Consider the following 18,000-nt stretch of genomic DNA (forward strand, 5'->3'; position numbering starts at 1 on the left):
TTGCTGCGGTAGCGTCGCCGGCATGCGAGAGGAACCGGCATCGGTGGGTCAACGGCTCCTGTGGCTGATGGACCACTATCGAGGGCAGCAGCACTCACTCAACGAGCAGGTGGTGTGGCACCTGCGCGGGGACTGCGACGTCGCCGCCCTGCGCCGTGCCGTGGACCTGTTGCACGAGCGGCACGAGTCGCTGCGGACGACGTTCGTCACCCGGCGGCGTCAGCTCGTTCAGGTGATCAATCCGCCGCGCCCGGTCGAACTGCTTCGCGTGGACGTGTCCGGGCACGCCGATCCCCGACGGGCCGCCCGTGAACACGTCGCAACCGAGCTGACCACCGCCGTGGACTTCGGCGTGTGCTCCACCCGGCCCACGCTGATCACCGTTGGCCCCGAGCACCACGTCTTCGTGCTGACCATGCACCACTACGTCAGCGACGACTGGTCCAACGCGCTGCTGTCACGAGACATCCGCGCGCTCTACCAGGGTGAGGAACTGCCGGAGATCGGATGGCAGTACGCCACCTGGGCGGCATGGCAGCGGGAGCGGATCTCCGGGCCGGATTCGGGTGTGCTGGCCGACCACTGGCGCCGGCAGCTCGACGGGGCGCGGCTGGTGCGCCTGCCCGAGCGCGCCGAGGTCCCCCGGGGCCCCGACGAGCAGGCCTGGGTGTCGGTGGAGCTGACCATCGACCCGCACGTCGCGCATGGGCTGCACCAGCTCGCCCGCCGGCAACGCACCACCCTCTTCCCGGTGATGCTCTCGCTGTTCTACCTGGTGCTGCACCGGGCCACCGGCCAGTCGGACCTGACGGTGGCGTCGCTGTTCGCCAACCGCAGCCGGCCGGAGGTCCGCGACACGGTGGGCTTCTTCGTGTCCATGGTGTTGCTGCGGGGCCGGGTGGTCGCCGCCGAACCGTTCACCGACCTGCTGCGGCAGGTGCGCAACCAGGTGATGGAGGGCCTGCGCCACCAGGAGCTACCGGCGCAGCTGCTGCCGCCCGGGTCGGTCACGGGGGAGGGCCGCACCGACGACGTGATGTTCCAGCTGCTCGGGTCGTTCGTGCCGAGGGCCGACATGAGCGGCGACGAGCTCGACGACCTTGAGGCGCAGTTGGAGCGCAGTCGGTTCGCGCTGGAGTTCGTCGTCGTACCGCAGGGCGACGCGCTCACCGCCGTCCTCATGTGTGACCGTGACCGGTTCACCCCGGACTGGGCGCGGCAGTTCGTCAAGGACTACGTGGCGTTGGCCGCGGCGGTGGTGACCGACCCGCAGCGGCTGCCGGGCACGCCATCCTGAGACGCGCGTCGGCGGTGCCACGTGTCCGTACGGCCCGCGCCGCGCGCGAAAACGACAGGCGGCCGGCGGGGAGCCGCCGACCGCCACCGTCGTGTCCGGACGGTCGGTCACCCGGCCTTGGGCAGCTCCCGCAGGCCGAAGGCCACACCCTGGCTGTCGCGGCACTCCGCGAACGCGCCGTACTGCGGGCTCGGCGGCCGCAACGGGCCCACCTCGCCGCCGAGCTCCTTCACCCGCTCGACGGCCGCGGCCAGGTCGTCCACCGCGAAGTAGACGATGATGTGCGGAGGGTCGGTGTCCGGGTGGGAGCCGGCCTCCAGGCCCGGGGCCGCGCCCGGCATCTCGATGTACGACCCGTGGGTGAGCATCGTGAACTTCCAGCCGAACAGCGCCTCGTAGAAGTCCCGGGTGCGTTCGGGAACCGGAACTGCAAACTCGATGAACGAAGGTTCTCCTGCCACGGCGCCCTCCGGTGCGTGATCTGTCAGGGGAGATGTCCTAGCATCATAACGGGCATTGTCTCGTCTTCCGCAGACACGCAAGGATGCTAGTAAAGACGAGTTCCGGTGGTTGGCGGGCCAGCCACCGTGGCAGCCGACGCGGCCACCAGGCCATGGCCCGCACCACCGGCCCCCCGGGGCCCCGCGAACGGAGGGCACTGCTGTGACTGTCTCCATCGACGAGTCCACGAGCCTGCGGCAGGCGCGCGAGATCGCCGACGAGGTGTTCTTCCCCGCCGCGCTGGCGGTCGACGGCGCCGACCGCGTCCCCATCTCCCACCTGGACCTGCTCGCCGAGCAGGGCTTCTACGGACTGGCCGCGCCCCCGGAGTTCAACAGCCTCGACCTGCCGAGCTTCCCCGCGGTGTGCCGGGTCATCGAGACCCTCGCCAGCGGCTGCCTGACCACCACGTTCCTCTGGGCCCAGCACCACAACGCGGTGATGGCGGCGGCCAACACCAGTAACACCGAGCTACGGGCGGCCTGGCTGGAGCCGCTGGCCACGGGGCAGCGTCGGGCGGGGCTGGCGATCGGCGCGGCGGTGCGGCCCGGTCCGGCGGCGCTGTCGGCGACGCCGGCCGACGGCGGGTTCCGGTTCTCCGGCGCCGCGCCGTGGGTCAGCGGCTGGGGCCTGGTCGACACGATCTACGTTGCCGCCCGGTTGCCCGACGACACGCTGGTCTTCGCCCTGGTCGACGCCGCGACGAGTGGCACGCTGACCGTCGAGCCCCTGCGGATGTCGGCGGTCAACGCCAGCAGCACGGTGACTGTCACCTTCGACAACCACTTCGTGTCTGCCGACCGGGTCGCCAACCAGATGCCGCTGCAGGCGTGGCGGCAGCGGGACCCGGCGACGCTGCGCTTCAACGGCTCCCTCGCGCTCGGGGTGGCCGACCGGGCGATCGAGCTGGCTGACGAGCCGCGGCTGCGCCCGCAGCTCGACGCCGTCCGTGACCGCCTCGACACCGCCGACCCGGAGGTCATGCCCGCCGCCCGCGCCGCCGCCTCGGAGCTGGCGCTGCGGGCCAGCGCGAACCTCGCCGTGGCCTCCGGCAGCCGCGCGGTCCTGCTCGACCAGCACGCCCAGCGCCTGGTGCGGGAGGCGACGTTCCTGCTGGTCTTCGGCTCCCGCCCGGGCATCCGCGACGCCCTGCACACCGCGTTCACCACCACCACCGACGTCGCCTGACGCCCCGGCGGTGCCACCGGGCACCGCACCGGCAGGGGCCCCGCGACGCGTAGGACCGGCGTCGCGGGGCCCCTGCCGGTCTACCGCATCCCGTCGATCAGCCGAGCCACGGCCTGCGCCTGTGCGTGGTCGACCACGGTGAAGTGGTCGCCCTCCAGCATGTGGAAGCGGGCCTGTAGCACGTCCGCGGCGTGCCGCAGCGGCGACAGGTAGCCCGCCGCCGGGCCGACCAACCCTCGTGACGCCTCCACCACGTCCACCTCCAGGCCCTGTTCGGCGACGAACGAGTACCGCAGCAGCGCCCGGGTGTTGGCCTCGAAGACCCCGTACATTTCCTGCAACTCGGCGTACGTCACCGACTTCAGGTCCTTGAGCTGCGGGGGCGGCGCCGCCCACGTGCGGCGCAGCGTCTCGTGGGCGGCGTTCGGGGTGCACGGGTCGCTCGACACCTCCACCGGAGCGCCCGCGAGGTTGTGCAGGAACGCCTTGACGAGGGAGGCGTCGTCGACCGTCGGGTTGCTGCCGCAGCCGATCCACGGGTCGATGAGCAGCACCGCGCACTCCCGGCCCTGCCGCCGCAGTTGCCGGGCCATCTCGTACGCCACCACGCCGCCCAGCGACCAGCCGGCCAGCCGGACCACCCGGTCCGGCGGCTCATTCGTCAGGATCGGCGCGAGTTCCGCCAGGTAGCGGGCGGCCAGATCCTCGATGGACACGACTGACCGGGCCGGGGACGGCGCAGCGAAGCCGAGCACCCGGTGCCGCTCGCCCAACTCCGCCACCAGCGGGCGGTAACAGAGCAGGTCGCCGCCGACCGGGTGCACCAGGACCAGCGGGCGGTGCCCGTTGTCGGACAGCGCGACCAGGCTGCGCGCCGGTTCGGTGCCGCCGGCGGTGTCGAGCATGGCGGCGATCGCCGCGACGGTGCCCGAGGTGTAGAGCGTGGCCAGCGGCAGCCGCCGTCCGAACTGTTGCTCGATGCGGTTCATCAGGCGCGCCGCCAAGAGCGAACTGCCACCGTAGGCGAAGAAGTCGACGGAGCGGCCGACCTCCGGCACCTCCAACAGTTCCTGCCACAGCGTGGCCAGGTCCCGTTCGGTGCCGGGTCGGGGCGCGTCGTCGCCGACATGCCGGGCGGCCCGCACGCCGGCCGCCCGCTCGGCCAGTTGCCGCCGGTCGACCTTGCCGTTGGCGGTCAGCGGCAGCCGCTGCCGTACGTCGATGCTGCGCGGCACCATGTACTCCGGCAACCGGGCCGCGAGGTGGTCCTTCAACTGCGTGGCCAACTGCTCGGCCGGGGTCTGCGAGGCCACGAAGGCGACAAGCGACACGGCCCTTCCGTCGGTGCGGGTGACGACGGCGGCGTCGGTGACCTCCGGGTGGGCCAGCAGCGCTGCCTCGATCTCGCCGAGTTCCACCCGAAAGCCGTTGACCTTGACCTGTGGGTCCTCCCGGCCGAGGAACTCCAGCGTCCCGTCGGGCCAGTATCGGGCCCAGTCGCCCGTGCGGTAGATCCGTTCCTGCCGCTGCGGATGCACGAGGAACGACGCGGCGGTCAGCTCCCTGTCGCCCAGGTAGCCCAGGGCGAGGCCGCGTCCGCCGATGAACAACTCGCCCGGCACCCAGTCGGGGCGGTCCATCAAACGGGCGTCGAGGACCTGGAAGCGCTGGTTGCGGAGCGGGTGACCGTACGGGATCGAGATCCATTGTGCGGGCACCCGCGCCGGCACCGGGTGGTAGTTGGACCAGATGGACGCCTCCGTCGCGCCCCCGAGGCTCACGCATGCGGCGTGCGGCGCGATCTCCGCCAGCTCCGCGCCGAGGTTGATCGGCACCCAGTCGCCGCTGACCATGGCCAGCCGCAGCTCGGTGAGCGGGTGCCGGCCGCTCGTACGCACGAACTCCACGAACATCGCCAGGTAGGCCGGGACGCTGTTCCACACCGTGACCCCGGTGGCCTGGCACAGCTCGTAGAGGTGGGTGACCTCCCGCTCCTGCCCGGCGGTCGGCACGACCACCGCCCCGCCGGAGGCGAGCATCCCGAACACGTCCCACACCGACAGGTCGAACGTGTAGTCGGAGACGGCGAGGACCCGGTCGCGAGGGCTCAGGCCGAACCGCTCGTTGATGTCGACAAGCGTGTTGACGACGCTGCTGTGCGAGATCATCACCCCCTTCGGCGTGCCGGAGGTGCCGGAGGTGAAGATGACGTACGCCAGCGACTCCGGGCTGACGTCCACCGCCGGCCCCGCCGCGCCGTCCTGCCGGGCGATGGCGGTGGCGATGTCGATGGTCCGCGCATCCGCGTACGGCTCCTCGCCCTGGATGCTGCGGTCGGCCAGCAGCACCCGCAGTCGACAGATCTCGGCCACCTGCTCGCGCCGGCGGCGCGGCCACTGCGGCGAGACCGGCACGTACGCGGCCCCGGCCATCAGCACCCCGAGCAACGCGATGATCTGGTGCGCCCCGCGCAGCGCCTGCACGCCGACCACCTCGCCCGGCCGTACCCCGGCCGCGACGAGATCCGCCGCGAGCGCGTTGGCCTGGTCGCGCAGCTGGGCGTAGGTGAGCTCCCGGCCGTCGGCGATCACCGCGAGCCGGTCCGGCTGCCGCGCGGCCTGCTCCTCGAAGAGGTGGTGCATGGTGGCCACCCGGGCCGGTGCGGCGGTGTCGTTGACCTGCTCGCGGACCTTGAGCTGGGCCGCCGGGGTGAGGTCGAACGATTCCATCCCCCACGCCTCGTCCCCGGTGGCCAGCCGGATCAGCAGCGACCGGTAGGCGGCGAACATGTCGTCGATCATGCCCGCCGGGTAGAGGTCGTCCGCGCTGTCCCAGGTGGTGACCAGGGCGTTGCCGGCCACGAACGCCTGGTGGTCCAACGCGACCTGCGGCGTACGGACCTTGCCCTCCAGCCGCTGCCAGCCGAGGTGCTCCAGGAAGACACCGGAGTCCGGCTCCCCGACGCCGAGCATGCTGGTGAACACCACCGGCATCAGCGCGTTACGGGCGTTGCCCGTCCGTTGGTTGAGCTGCCGGATGACGGAGACTCCGCCGAACGAGCTGTGTTCCATGTCCTGAAGCAGTTGCCGGCGCCAGGCGCGGGCCCGGTCGAGGAAGGTGTCGCCCGGGCCACCCTGGCGGCACTCCATGAGCAGGGTGCTGCTGAAGTTGCCGATGATCTTGTCGGCCTCCGGGTGGAACGGCATCCGGTCGCCGTACATGATGTTGATGGTGAAGTCGGCGTTCTTCGACCAGTGCCGCAACACCTCGCAGAACGCCGCGCCGAGCACCATCGTGCCGGTGAGCCGACTCTTCCTGATGCGCGCCGCCAGGCTGGTCCACTGCTCGGGGGTGAGCTTGAAGACCCGGCGCACGAGGCGGGGGCTGGGATCGCCGCTCATCCGGCGGCGGGGCAGCTCCGGCGCCGCGGGCAGGCTGTCCAGCCGGTTGAGCCAGTAGCGGCGGGCCCGCTCGTGCTCGTCGCTGTCCTTGCGTCGCTCGAACTCGTTGCGGTACTCCCGGAAGGTGTACCGCAGCGGGGGCAGCGACTCACCGTTCAGCAGGGCCCGCAGCTCCTGGGCGAAGATCTCACCCGAGAACCCGTCGATGGCCAGCAGCCGCGCGCACACCTGCACCACGATGTGGGTGTCCAGGGCGAACACGAAGACCTCGAACGGAGCGTGCCCGTCGCGCGATGGCCCCTCGTCGTAACATCGCTCCCGATTGCGGGTGAGAAGCCGCCGGCAGGTATGTTCCGGCTGGCCGCGAAGCGACCGGTAGGTCAACGGCACGGGCAGCTCGTCCTGGACGTGCAGCAGGCCCGTCTCGTCGAACGACGCCCGGAGCATCTCGTGCCGGGACATGAGCTGGTGCAGGGCCGCGCTGAACGCACGGACGTCCAGCTCCTGGCAGGCGTACTCCTCGAAGAAGAGGGCCGGACCGCCCAGCTGGAAGTCGCCCAGCTCGCCGAGCAGGTATGCGTACTGCAGGTCGCTCAACGGCGCCGAGTGGGCACCCGAGGCGTCCGCTCGGCACGGTGCCGGCGGCGGGGCCTGGGGGGCGTTGGCTGACGATGAGTGGTGCTCCGATCTCACTATGTCCATGACGTTCCCTCGGGATGGCGGGTGGTGAACAAAGTGGTACGAATACCCTGCCGGAGGTGCGCTCCGGACGGTCTCTCGAGATGCGATCGACGAGTGCTTTCTGGCGATCGGGCCGAGAGTGCTGGGGCCGTACGGCCTCTACCGTGCGGCGGCCCGCAGTTCGTTCACCGCCCCGGTCAGTTCTGCCGGGGTGGGCCGGTCGAAGACCTCGATCATCGGCAGGTGCACGCCGAAGACGATGTTCACCCAGTGCACGATGGCCGCTGCCGCCATCGAGTCACCCTCGAGGTCGTCGAAGAAGTCGGTGTCCGGCTCCACCTGGCGACCGAATATGTTCTTCCAGATGTCGAGCATCTGCTGTTCGCTTGTCACGATGCCTCCCCACGACGTGCCCGTCGCTGAACGCGGGCCGGTGCTCACCTCGAAGCAGGTACCGACCCCCACGGGCGGATGCCCAGGTCATTGACCAGTGTTTTGGTCTCGAGAAAGGCGTCGACGCCCGCCCTGCCCATCTCCCGTCCCCAACCGGAGCTCCGCATTCCGCCGAAGGGCAGCGCCGGATCGAGCACGTGCCAACTGTTGACCCACACGGTGCCGGCGCGCAGCCGGCGGCCAACCTGCTGCGCCAGGCCCAGGTCACGGGTGAAGACGCCGGCGGCGAGCCCGTACGGGCTGTCGTTGGCCAGTGCCACCGCCTCCTCCGCCGTGTCGAAGGGCTGCGCCACCAGCACCGGGCCGAAGACCTCCTCGCGGACCACCGGAGCCTGCGGGTCGGCCCCGGTCACCACGGCCGGAGTGCAGAAGAAGCCCGGCGAGTCCGATGCGTGACCGCCGGTGACCCGTGCGCCGCCGTCCCGGGCCGAGTGCAGGTAGGACAACACCCGCTCCCGATGCTCCGCGGAGATCAGCGGCCCCATGTCCGTGTCCCGGTCCAGACCGTCGCCGAGCCTGATCGCCGCGGCACGCTCCCGGATCCCCGCGACGACCTCGTCGAAGACCTGTCGCTGCACGTACAGACGGGATCCGGCCACGCAGGTCTCGCCCTGGTTGTAGAAGATCGCGTGGGCCGCGCCGTCCATCGCCTGCGGCAGGTCGGCGTCGCTGAAGACGATGCTCGGTGACTTGCCGCCCAGCTCCAGGGTCACCCGGCGGAAGTCGACGGCCGCGGCCCGGACGATGCTGCGCCCGACCTCCGTCGACCCGGTGAAGGTGACCTTGTCGACGCCCGGTTGCGCGGCGAGCGCCGCACCGGTGGCGGCGTCGCCGGTGACGACGTTCAGCACGCCCGCCGGCAGGCCGGCCTCCTGCACCAGCTGTGCGAGCAGCAGCGCGGACAGCGGTGTCTGCTCGGCGGGCTTCAGCACCACGGTGCAGCCCGCCGCCAGTGCGGGCGCCACCTTCGCCGCGGCCATGTAGAGCGGGAAGTTCCACGGGATGATGGCCGCCACCACGCCCACCGGCTCGGGCACGGTCATGGCGATGTGCCGCTCCGGGTTGCCGGTGAAGATCGAGACGTTCTCGCCGTTCAGCCGGCCAGGCCAACCCGCCATGTAGTGGAAGACCGCCGCGGCGGCCGGAACGTCACCCGCCCGGGCCACCCGCAGCGGCTTGCCGTTGTCGAGGCAGTCGAGCAGAGCCAGCCGGTCGGCATGCGCGAGGATCAGGTCGCCGACCCGGTGCAACAGTCGGGACCGGGTGGCCGGAGACATCCGGTGCCATCGGGATCCGGGTCGGCCGGCGGCGCTCGCCGCGGCGACAGCCCTGGCGACATCGGTGGCGTCGGCGTGGGCCACAGTCGCAAGTGTCTCCCCCGTGGACGGACGCAGAGACGCCAATTCCCGGCGGTCGTTCGCGGGCGACCACTTGCCTCCGATGAACAGCTCTCGAGGCAAATCGTCCAGACAGGACAAACATAGCCTGTCGGTGTGTGTGGTCGCCGACATGCACGAGACGCTAGCGCAAATACCAGGCTCGGCATACCCTCGATCGGGCCTAGCTAGCGGCGCAAAGAGGCAGCCAGAGTCGGGCTTTCCGGCGAGAGTATCGGGGTACGGGATGAGATATCCGCGGAGTGTTTATCGCGTCTTTGACAGGATGCTTTCCAAAAAGCGTGGTGGGCGCAGTTGGCCTACCAGCTTTGCCGACCGGCTGACCCATCCGGTCCCCGGCTCCCGGGCGGTCCGCAAGCTGATCACCGAGGGTGGCATGCGGCCCGACCTCAGCCGGGTCGACCAGATTCCCGTCCACCCTGCCGCCGACCCACTGCCGCCCGCCGGCGTGGGCGAGGTGGTGGCGACCTGGGTCGGTCACGCCTCGTTCGTGCTCCAGATCGGCGGGCTCGTGGTGCTCACCGACCCGGTGTGGTCACGGCGCATCCCCGGGGTGCGACCCCGCTTCACCCCGCCCGGTCTGCGCTGGGAGGCCCTGCCCCCGGTGGACGCCGTGGTCATCAGCCACAACCACTTCGACCACCTCGACGCGCCCACCATCCGCCGGCTGCCGCGGCACGTCCTGATGCTCGTGCCGGGCGGGCTGGGCTGGTGGTTCCGCCGGCTGGGGTTCACGGCCGTCACGGAGTTGGACTGGTGGGAGAGCGCCCGCCTCGGCGCGGTGGAGTTCACGTTCGTGCCGGTGCACCACTGGAGCCGCCGGACCCTCTTCGACGGCTGTCAGAGCCTGTGGGGCGGGTGGATGCTGGAGGCCGACGCCGACCCCGCCGTCGACGCCCCGCCGCAACGGGTCTTCTTCGCCGGCGACTCCGCCTACGGGTCGTACTTCGCCGAGATCGGGAACCGCTGCGGCCCGGTGGACCTCGCCCTGATGCCGGTCGGCGCCTACCTGCCCCGCTGGTTCATGAAGCCGCTGCACATGAACCCGTCCGAGGCCGTACGCGCCTGCGGCGACCTGGGTGCCCAGCGGATGGCCACCATGCACTGGGGTGCCTTCGCGCTCTCCGCCGAGGCGCCGCTGGAGCCGCTGGAGCAGGCCCGCAAGGCGTGGCAGGTAAGCGGGCGAGCCACCGAGGACCTGTGGGACCTGGCGGTGGGGGAGAGCCGTGTGCTGCGTCGGGCGGTGACCGCGCCGGCCGCCGACTGACCGGTGCCGACGGACCAGCCGCGCCCGGCGTTGCCGTCGGGCGCGGCTGGCGGCGTGTTAGCGGATCAGTCGCTGCCGCGGCCCGGGGTGGCCTGGCCGGGAGACGCCGTACGGCGCGCGAAGAACCGCTTCGGTGCCAGCGCCGCCCGGTACGGCAGCAGCAGCGGCAGTTGGTCGCCCACCCGCTGCCGCCAGATGAAGAACTCGCCGCCCTTGTCGCCGAACGGGGCGGGCAGGAACTTGGGCTGGTTGACCGTCACGAACGCCAGCTCGGTGAACTCCGTCTTGCGACGCAGCACGAGGTCGCGCAGGATCTTCCCGCCGGTGTGGCTCGCCGCGATCCCGCTGCCGGTGTACCCGTGGCCGTAGACCATGCCCGAGTCGGTCCGGCCGAACTGCGGGATGAAGCTGTGGCTCCAACTGATGAGCCCGCCGTTGCCGTGGCTGAACCGCACGTCCCGCCACTGCGGGAAGAACTCGCGGAACGACTCGCCCAGCTTGTCGAACGCCTCGTCGTTGCGGCGGTGGCGGGGATCGGTGTCCCGGTTGCCGAACATGTACCACAGGCCGCCCGCCCAGAGCACCCGGTTGTCGGCCGTCAGCCGGGCCGCGGTGGAGAACGACAGCGAGTTCGCCACGCCTTCCCGCCCCGGCCAGGTGACCCGGCCCAACTGCTCATCCGTCAGCGGCTCGGTGACCAGCAGGTAGTTCCACACCGGCATCTGGCGCGGCTGGAGTTCGGGGAACGCGCCCTGCATGGCCTCGGTCGCCACGATCACCTGGTCGGCGGTGATCGTGCCGTGTGGGGTGGTGATCCGCCACTTCCCGTCGACCTTCTCGACCGTCTGCGCTGGGGTCTGCTCGTGCAGCACCACGCCCTGCTCCTGCACCACCCGAGCCAGCCCGCGCACCAGCCGGTACGGGTTGAGCAGCGCGCCACTGACCTTCAGCGCCCCGAGGACGGTCGGCGAACCGATCCGTTCCTGCGCCTGCTCCCGGTCGAGCAGGCGGAACCCCGTCACACCGGCCCGCTGGGCACGCTTGATCTGCAACTCCAGCCGCGCGAGCTGCTTGGTGTCGGTAGCCACCTGGAGGATGCCGGTGTTCTCGTACTGGGCGTCGATGCCGTTCTGCCGGCAGAACCGACCGATCTCCAGGATCGACCGGGCGACCGCGCGGTACACCCCGCCCGCCTTCTCCGCCCCGTAGTACCAGAGCATCCGGCGTAGCACCTTGCCGGCGGTCATCTGCACGAACCCGGCGTTCATTCCGGACGCGCCGTCGCCGGCGAACTTCGCCTCCACCACCCGTACCGACATGCCCGGTTCGGCCTGCTTGAGGAAGTGCGCCGCCCACAGCCCGGTGTAGCCCGCGCCGATGACGCACACGTCGCAGGAGGCGTCGCCGTCCAGCGGCGGGCCGATGTCGGTCGGTTCTGTGGAGTGCCAGTACATCTCTGTGGACAACTGCGCCATGCGGGTCTCTCCTTAACGGGCTGTCGCGGGGGTGGCAGGTGTCGGCATCACGCGGGGCGGACGGCCAGCGGGAGGCGCTCGAAGGAGCGCAGGCTCCCGTGGTGGCGGCGCAGAGCGTCACCGTCGGCCGCGAGGTCACGGAACCCGCTGGCGAGCGCGGTGAACGTCAGTTCGCCCATCAGCCGGGCCAGCGCGGTGCCCAGGCAGTGGTGCAGGCCGCCGCCGAAGCCCAGATGCGGGTTCGGGGTACGGGACAGGTCCAGCTCCGCCGGCCGGTCGAAGACCGACGGGTCGCGGTTGGCCGCGCCGAGCAGCAGCATCACCGACCGGCCTGTCCTGATCTTGTGACCGCCGATCTCGACCGGCTCCCGTGCCACCCGGATCGCGTTCTGGATCGGCGAGTCGAATCGGAGGAACTCGTCGACCGCCGACCGGACCAGGGCCGGGTCCCGACGTAGCCGGTCCAGCTGGTCAGGGTGCTTCAGCAGCGCCATGCAACCGTTGGAGACAAGCCCCATGGTCGTCTCGAACCCGGCGTGGAACAGGAACAGCAGGTTGTCGACGATCGTGGCGATGTCGCCACGGTCCTCGGGCGGGGCCGCCGCGAACATGCCGGCCAGGGTCGAGTCGCCGGCGGGCGCGTCCCGCAGCAGGGCGGTGACGTACTCGCGTAGCCAGGCGACGGCGGCGTCCACGCCGTCCCGCTCGTCGGGCTGGAGGTTCGCCGCGTCGAAGACCTGGGCCAGCTCGATCACCCGGGGCAGCACCGTCTCCCGGTCGGCGTCGGGAATGCCGATCAGCCGGCAGATCACCGTGACCGGCAGCGGCACTGCCAGCTCCGCGACGAGATCGAGGCGGCCGGTGTCGCGGGCCGGGGCGAGTAGTTCCTCGACCAGCGCGGCCACCGCCGGGGTCATCGCCCGGACCCGGGGCGTGCCGAACGCCTGCCCGAGGAACCGGCGGGCGTGGGTGTGCACCGGCGGGTCCTGGGTGAGCACGATGCGGGAGGGGAACTCGGCGGCGGGTCCGTCGCCCAGGGTCAGCCGGATGAACTCCCGGGGGAAGTGGCTGGCCAGCCGGCCGTCGCGGAGCAGAGCGTTGGCCGTGGCGTGGTCGACCACCAGCCACTGCCCGAACTCGCCCCGCACGACCGGGCCCTGCGCGCGCAGCCGCTCGTACTCCGGGTAGGGGTCGTCGGAGCAGGCCAGGTCGACCGCGGCGATCCGAGGCCGCGCGACGGCGTCGGGAAGCGTCACCGCTGCCCGCCGACGCGCTCGGCCCGTCGCGCCCGGTGGTGCTCCCGCATCCGCCGCATGAAGTAGTCGGCGTTGAGCCAGTACAGCTCCAGCCAGATGTTGTCCGGATCGCGCAGCCACACGCCGTGCCCGGCCTCCAGGAACAACTCCTGCACCCCGCCGTGGTCGACGCCCACCGAGTCCAGGTGGGCCACCCAGGTGTGCAGGTCCTCCCGCTCGGGGACGTGGAACGCCAGATGGTGCAGCCCCACCCGGTGCTCGTCGAACGGCTCCTCGACCGGCTGGTCGGCCTGTCCGAGGACGATGGAGGTCAGGGCTCGGGAGTGCAGCAGCGTCCGGAAGGTGAACCCCGACTCGGCCGGCCGGGCGTCGCGGACGACGGTGAAGCCCAGCGCGCGGCAGTACCACTCGGTGCTGCGGTCGAGGTCCCGGACCGTCAGGTTGATGTGGGTGCCGCCGTTGAGCGGGGGTGCGGAGTCGTTGGCCACGGAGTTCCTCTCGCAGAAGACGATCACAGAACGGTGCGCATGACGGCTCCCGCCAGGGGCGCCGTACGCCGGAGCCGGTCCTCGTAGCGGTCCGCGGCGGTGGCCAGCGCGCTGACCGTGCGGACACCGATGGTCCGCAACGGCTCCGGCTCCCAGCGGCGAGACCGGTGCCCGGTCCAGAACAGCCGGGTCTCGGGCCTCTTCACCCCGGCCACCAGCGCGGCCAGCGTGCGGCCGGCGAGGTTGCTCAACGCGATGCCCTCGCCGCCGTAGCCGCCGGCGTGACCGAGACCGCTGTCGCGGTCGTACACCACGGCCGGCTCGCCGTCACGGTGCATCCCGTACGCCCCGCTCCAGCGGTGGCTCACGGGCGTGTCGGCCAGGGCGGGGAAGCTCTCGGCCAGGGACGCCCGCAGCCGGGCGAAGACCCGGTCGCCGGAGCGAGCGGCCGGGTCCGGCCGGGAACCGGCGTGGTAGCCGGCCCCCCGACCGCCCACCAGCAGTCGGTCGTCGGCGGTGCGCTGGAAGTAGGCGAACTGGTAGCGGGAGTCGGCGACGGTGATCCGGTCCCGCCAGCCGGCCTCGCGCCAGCGCCGCTCCGACAGCGGCTCGGTGGCCAGCACCCGGGAGATCACCGGCAGCACCCGGCGGGCGTGCCCGGAAAGACCCGCCGTGTACGCCTCCGTGGTGCACAGCACGCTGCGGGCACGGATCGTGCCCCGGTCGGTGACGACGACGCCGGGCCGCAGCCCGACCACGCGGGTGCCCTCGACGACTGTCACTCCGCGCCGCTCCACGGCCTGCGCCAGCCCGGCGGCGATGACCGCGGGCTGCACCGCCGCGCACTGTGGCGTGAAGCCGCTCAGCAGCGCCCCTTCGATGCCGACCCGCTCGGTGGTTTCGGTGGCCGACAGCAGCGTCATGTCGGTGATGCCGAGCTTGAGGCGCATGTCCTGCCAGGCGTGCAGCCGCGCGACCTGCGGCGGGGTACGGGCGACATAGAGCGAGCCGTCGCGCCGCCACCCGCAGTCGATGTCCTCGGCGGCGAGGACCCGCTCGATCTCGTCGAGAGTGCGTTGGCCCGCCCGGTAGAAGCGCATGGCGTCCATCGGGCCGTAGCGCTGCACGAGGTTGGCCAGCAGAGCGGGCATCTCGGTGGTGCACCAGCCGCCGTTGCGTCCGCTGGCCCCGTACGCCACGTGCTCCGCCTCGACCACCAGCACGGAGGTCTGCGGTGCCAACTCCGTCAGGTAGTAGGCGGTCCACAGGCCGCTGAATCCGGCGCCGATCACCACCACGTCGGTCTGCACGTCGCCGGACAGGGCCGGGCGCCGAGCCCGCAGGGACGCGGGCAGCGTGTCCAGCCACAGGCTCGCCGGTCGCCGGGGCCGGTCGGGGGAGGCCGTCATGCCGCGCTGCCGCTACCGGCTGACGGTGGCGGTCAGGTCGCCGAGGACCGCCGCGGCCAGGGTCCGCTTGTCGACCTTGCCGACGTTGGTCAACGGCAGCGCCTCGACGACCTCGAGCCGGTCCGGCAGCTTGTAGTCGGCCAGGCCCCGGTCCCGCAGCAGCTTGCGCAGCTCCACCAGGCTGGGCGCCGGGCCGTCGGCGACGACGACCGCGCACGTCTTCTCGCCGAGCCGCCGATCGGGGAACGGGACCACCGCCGCCGCCCGGACCCGCTCGTGGGTCAGCAGGTGCCCCTCGACCTCGTCGGCCATCACCTTCTCCCCACCCCGGTTGATCACGTCCTTGATCCGCCCGGAGATGACCAGGCGGCCCTCGGGGTCGAACCGGGCCAGGTCGCCGGTACGCAGGAAGCCGTCGGGGGTGAAGACGGTCCGGTTGTGCTCGGGTACGGCGTAGTAGCCGCGCAGCACGCACGGCCCGCGCGCCAGCAGCTCACCGACCTCGCCGGGCGCGACGGGCTCGCCCGCCTCGTCGACGATGAGCAGCTCGTCGTCGGCGCACATCGGGGTGCCCTGGGTGGTCGCCGCGGCCTCGTCCCCGTCACCGGGGCGGGTGAAGCAGAGCACGCCCTCGGCCATGCCGAACCAGTGGGTGAGCGTGGCGCCCAGGGCCGGGCGGACCGCGCGGGCGAGGTCGGGATGCAGCACGGCCCCGCCGACCTCGATGACCAGCTCGGACAGGTCCACGTCGAACATGGCGGAGGTCTCCGCCCACAGCGACAGCACCGCCGGCATGACGGTGGTGAGGGTGACCCGCTCCTGGACCATCAGCGGGAACACCTCGTCCGGGCTGGGGCTGGACGACAGCACCGCCCGGCCGCCGACCCGCAGCGCCCCGAGCACACCGGGGCAACCGAGGGCGGCGTTGTGCGCGACCGGCACCGCGGCGAGGTAGGCGTGCCGGTGGTCGAACGACATCGCCTCGGCGGTGGCGCGCAGTTGGAAGGCGTAGTCGTCGTGGGTGCGGGGGATCAGCTTCGGCAGCCCGGTCGTTCCGCCGGAGAGCAGGAAGAACGCCACGTCCTGCGGGTCGGGTCGGGCCAACTCCCGGGCCGGGGCGCGCACGTCCGACCAGGCCAGGAACGGCCCAGGGTCACCGACCACCAGGACGTGCCGCAGCGTGGGGCAGGCGTCGCGTACCTCCTGCGCCACCGCGCGGTTGTCCACTCCGGGCGCCCGGTCGCTGGTCACCAGGGCGACGGCCCTGACGTACTGGGTCAGGTAGGTCAGCTCGGCCCGCCGGTGGGCCGGCAGGGCCAGCACCGGCAACGCGCCCACGCGGAACAGCGCCACGCAGGTGACCAGGAACTCGACGGTGTTGGGCAGTTGGACGACCACGCCGTCGCCGGGGCGTACGCCCAGCTCGACCAGGCCCGCGGCCAGCTCGTCGGCGCGTGCGTCGAGCTCGCCGTACGTGTGCCGGCCGTGCCGGGTGACGACGGCGGTGCGCCCGGGGTCGCGGGCCTCGGCGTCCCAGTCGGCCCAGGGGCGGAGCAGGTCGCCGAGCACCTCGCCGCGCCAGTAACCGGACTCGCGGTATCGGGCGGCGAGCTCCGCCGGCCAGGGGGTGAAGCCTTCACGAACAGCCACGGGGCCTCCCGTACGCCGATCACCGGCTGGAGCCGGCCATGGGATATCCGTACGCACGGTATCGACGGCTCAGAAGACACACAAGGGTCTGTGCAAAGACGATGCTTGTATTTCCCAGATACGAGTACTCCACTACCGTGGAACACGAGTGCCGGGACCGAGAGAGGACGGCCGCGATGCGGGTACGCGTGGACTTTGACAGGTGCGACAGCAACGGCCTCTGTGCGCTCGCCGCGCCGGCGGTCTTCGAGGTGCGGGACGACGACTACCTCTACGTGCTTCAGGAGAACCCACCGCAGGAGTTGTGGCCCGAGACGACACAGGCCGCCAACGCCTGTCCGAAGCTCGCCATCACGCTGGAGGACCAGTGACGGCGGACGACCGCGAGCCGGTCGTCGTCGCGGCGGTCCGCACCCCCATCGGCAAGCGGGGCGGTGCGCTGGCCGGCCTGAAGGGTGTCGAGTTGCTTCGGCACGTGCTGGGTGCGGTCGTCGACGCCGCGGGCGTCCGGCCCGATGCCGTGGAGCAGGTGGTGGGCGGGTGCGTCACCCAGGCGGGCGAGCAGAGTCTGAATGTCACCCGCAACGCGTGGCTCAGCACCGGATGGGACCCCGCGGTCGGCTGCACGACGGTGGACGCCTCGTGCGGCTCCGCCCAGCAGGCCAACCACCTCGTCGCCGCGCTGATCGGCAGCGGCGCGATCAGCGTGGGCATCGCCTGCGGGGTGGAGTCCATGAGCCGGGTCCCGATCGGTGTCAATCTCTACAACGGGCCGGGTCACTACAAGACCGCGGACTACCCGTGGGACGACCCGCCGCGGGCGCAGTTCGGCGGGGCCGAGCGGGTCGCCGCCAGACAGGGCCACACTCGCGCCGACGTCGACGCGTACGGGGTGCTGTCCCAGGAGCGCGCTGCGGCGGCCTGGGCGGCCGGGCACTTCGACCGTGAGGTGGTCGGCCTCGACGTGCCGGGCGACGACGACCACGCCGGGCGTCGCCGGATCGACCGGGACGAGGGGCTGCGCGAGACCACACTGGAGGGTCTGGCCAAGCTCACGCCGAACGTGCCCGACGGGGTGCACACCGCCGGCACCACCTCGCAGGTCTCCGACGGCGCGTCGGCGATTCTGTGGATGTCCCGCGGCCGGGCCCGGGCGCTGGGGCTGCGGCCCCGGGCGAGGATGGTCGCCCAGGTGGTCACCGGAGCGGATCCGTACTACCTGCTGGACGGGCCGGTGGCGGCGACCGGCCGGGCGCTGGAGCGCGCCGGTATGACGCTTGCCGACCTCGACCTGGTCGAGGTCAACGAGGCGTTCGCGGGCGTGGTGCTCAACTGGGCGCAGCAGCACGACACCGACCTGGAGCGGGTCAACGTCAACGGCGGGGCGATCGCGTTGGGTCACCCCCTCGGCTCCAGCGGCACCCGGCTGCTCGTCACCGCGCTGCACGAGTTGGAGCGCCGGGACGCGCAGACGGCGCTTGTCACGATGTGCTGCGGGGGATCACTGGGCACCGCGACGATCCTGGCGCGGGTGTGA

General features: G+C 71.8%; 14 protein-coding genes. 5 read left to right on the forward strand and 9 right to left on the reverse strand.

Annotated elements, in window-relative coordinates:
• Positions 1-22 precede the first annotated feature (22 nt).
• Complete coding sequence (locus tag ABZ808_RS12825; protein WP_357004615.1) at positions 23-1,297, forward strand: condensation domain-containing protein; 1,275 nt, start codon at positions 23-25, stop codon at positions 1,295-1,297.
• A gap of 107 nt (positions 1,298-1,404) precedes the next feature.
• On the opposite strand, the gene ABZ808_RS12830 is transcribed toward ABZ808_RS12825, so the two are convergent.
• Positions 1,405-1,758, reverse strand: a complete 354-nt coding sequence (locus ABZ808_RS12830) for a VOC family protein (protein ID WP_357004618.1) — start codon at positions 1,756-1,758, stop codon at positions 1,405-1,407.
• 202 nt (positions 1,759-1,960) lie between these two features.
• Between ABZ808_RS12830 and ABZ808_RS12835 the strand changes: the two genes are divergently transcribed.
• Positions 1,961-2,986 (forward strand): acyl-CoA dehydrogenase family protein, encoded by a 1,026-nt coding sequence (locus tag ABZ808_RS12835; RefSeq protein ID WP_357004621.1) that lies wholly within the window; start codon positions 1,961-1,963, stop codon positions 2,984-2,986.
• Positions 2,987-3,066: 80 nt separating this feature from the next.
• Here the strand turns inward: ABZ808_RS12835 and ABZ808_RS12840 are convergent, their stop codons facing one another.
• From ABZ808_RS12840 to ABZ808_RS12850, 3 genes are all read right to left on the reverse strand, one after another.
• Positions 3,067-6,984, reverse strand: coding sequence for an amino acid adenylation domain-containing protein (locus tag ABZ808_RS12840; protein ID WP_357004625.1), 3,918 nt, complete (start codon positions 6,982-6,984; stop codon positions 3,067-3,069).
• Positions 6,985-7,227: 243 nt separating this feature from the next.
• Entirely contained in the window at positions 7,228-7,461 is a 234-nt protein-coding gene (locus tag ABZ808_RS12845; protein ID WP_357004628.1) for an acyl carrier protein, read from the reverse strand.
• 44 nt (positions 7,462-7,505) lie between these two features.
• Positions 7,506-9,032, reverse strand: coding sequence for an aldehyde dehydrogenase family protein (locus tag ABZ808_RS12850; RefSeq protein WP_357004631.1), 1,527 nt, complete (start codon positions 9,030-9,032; stop codon positions 7,506-7,508).
• A 151-nt stretch (positions 9,033-9,183) separates the two neighbouring features.
• Here ABZ808_RS12850 and ABZ808_RS12855 point away from each other — a divergent pair, with 151 nt between their 5' ends.
• Positions 9,184-10,185: an MBL fold metallo-hydrolase gene (locus tag ABZ808_RS12855; protein ID WP_357004634.1), complete on the forward strand. Its 1,002-nt coding sequence runs from the start codon at positions 9,184-9,186 to the stop codon at positions 10,183-10,185.
• A gap of 65 nt (positions 10,186-10,250) precedes the next feature.
• Here the strand turns inward: ABZ808_RS12855 and ABZ808_RS12860 are convergent, their stop codons facing one another.
• From ABZ808_RS12860 to ABZ808_RS12880, 5 genes are read right to left on the reverse strand one after another with little or no spacing between them, the layout of a single operon-like run.
• Positions 10,251-11,660, reverse strand: coding sequence for an FAD-dependent oxidoreductase (locus tag ABZ808_RS12860; RefSeq protein ID WP_357004636.1), 1,410 nt, complete (start codon positions 11,658-11,660; stop codon positions 10,251-10,253).
• Between the two features lie 47 nt (positions 11,661-11,707).
• Complete coding sequence (locus ABZ808_RS12865; protein ID WP_357004638.1) at positions 11,708-12,916, reverse strand: cytochrome P450; 1,209 nt, start codon at positions 12,914-12,916, stop codon at positions 11,708-11,710.
• Entirely contained in the window at positions 12,913-13,404 is a 492-nt protein-coding gene (locus ABZ808_RS12870) for a VOC family protein (protein WP_357004641.1), read from the reverse strand. The genes ABZ808_RS12865 and ABZ808_RS12870 overlap by 4 nt, the downstream gene beginning before the upstream one ends.
• Before the next feature lie 23 nt (positions 13,405-13,427).
• Positions 13,428-14,813, reverse strand: coding sequence for an FAD-dependent oxidoreductase (locus ABZ808_RS12875; RefSeq protein ID WP_357004643.1), 1,386 nt, complete (start codon positions 14,811-14,813; stop codon positions 13,428-13,430).
• A 12-nt stretch (positions 14,814-14,825) separates the two neighbouring features.
• Complete coding sequence (locus ABZ808_RS12880) at positions 14,826-16,463, reverse strand: AMP-binding protein (RefSeq protein ID WP_357004646.1); 1,638 nt, start codon at positions 16,461-16,463, stop codon at positions 14,826-14,828.
• Positions 16,464-16,639: 176 nt separating this feature from the next.
• On the opposite strand from ABZ808_RS12880, the gene ABZ808_RS12885 reads away from it, so the two are divergent.
• Together ABZ808_RS12885 and ABZ808_RS12890 are read left to right on the forward strand one after the other, a co-directional pair.
• Positions 16,640-16,834 carry a ferredoxin gene (locus ABZ808_RS12885; protein WP_357004648.1) on the forward strand — a complete coding sequence of 65 codons (195 nt, stop codon included), beginning with the start codon at positions 16,640-16,642 and terminating at the stop codon, positions 16,832-16,834.
• Entirely contained in the window at positions 16,831-18,000 is a 1,170-nt protein-coding gene (locus ABZ808_RS12890; RefSeq protein ID WP_357004651.1) for a steroid 3-ketoacyl-CoA thiolase, read from the forward strand. The genes ABZ808_RS12885 and ABZ808_RS12890 overlap by 4 nt, the downstream gene beginning before the upstream one ends.

Origin of the sequence: Micromonospora sp. NPDC047527, from assembly GCF_040643015.1 — a bacterium.
Lineage (GTDB): Bacteria > Actinomycetota > Actinomycetes > Mycobacteriales > Micromonosporaceae > Micromonospora.

Excerpts from the sequence above, each read along its gene's own strand:
- ABZ808_RS12850 (WP_357004631.1), bottom strand. The coding sequence starts at position 9,032 with ATGTCGGCGACCACACACACCGACAGGCTATGTTTGTCCTGTCTGGAC.
- ABZ808_RS12825 (WP_357004615.1), top strand. The coding sequence starts at position 23 with ATGCGAGAGGAACCGGCATCGGTGGGTCAACGGCTCCTGTGGCTGATG.
- ABZ808_RS12885 (WP_357004648.1), top strand. The coding sequence starts at position 16,640 with ATGCGGGTACGCGTGGACTTTGACAGGTGCGACAGCAACGGCCTCTGT.
- ABZ808_RS12860 (WP_357004636.1), bottom strand. The coding sequence starts at position 11,660 with ATGGCGCAGTTGTCCACAGAGATGTACTGGCACTCCACAGAACCGACC.
- ABZ808_RS12875 (WP_357004643.1), bottom strand. The coding sequence starts at position 14,813 with ATGACGGCCTCCCCCGACCGGCCCCGGCGACCGGCGAGCCTGTGGCTG.
- ABZ808_RS12855 (WP_357004634.1), top strand. The coding sequence starts at position 9,184 with ATGCTTTCCAAAAAGCGTGGTGGGCGCAGTTGGCCTACCAGCTTTGCC.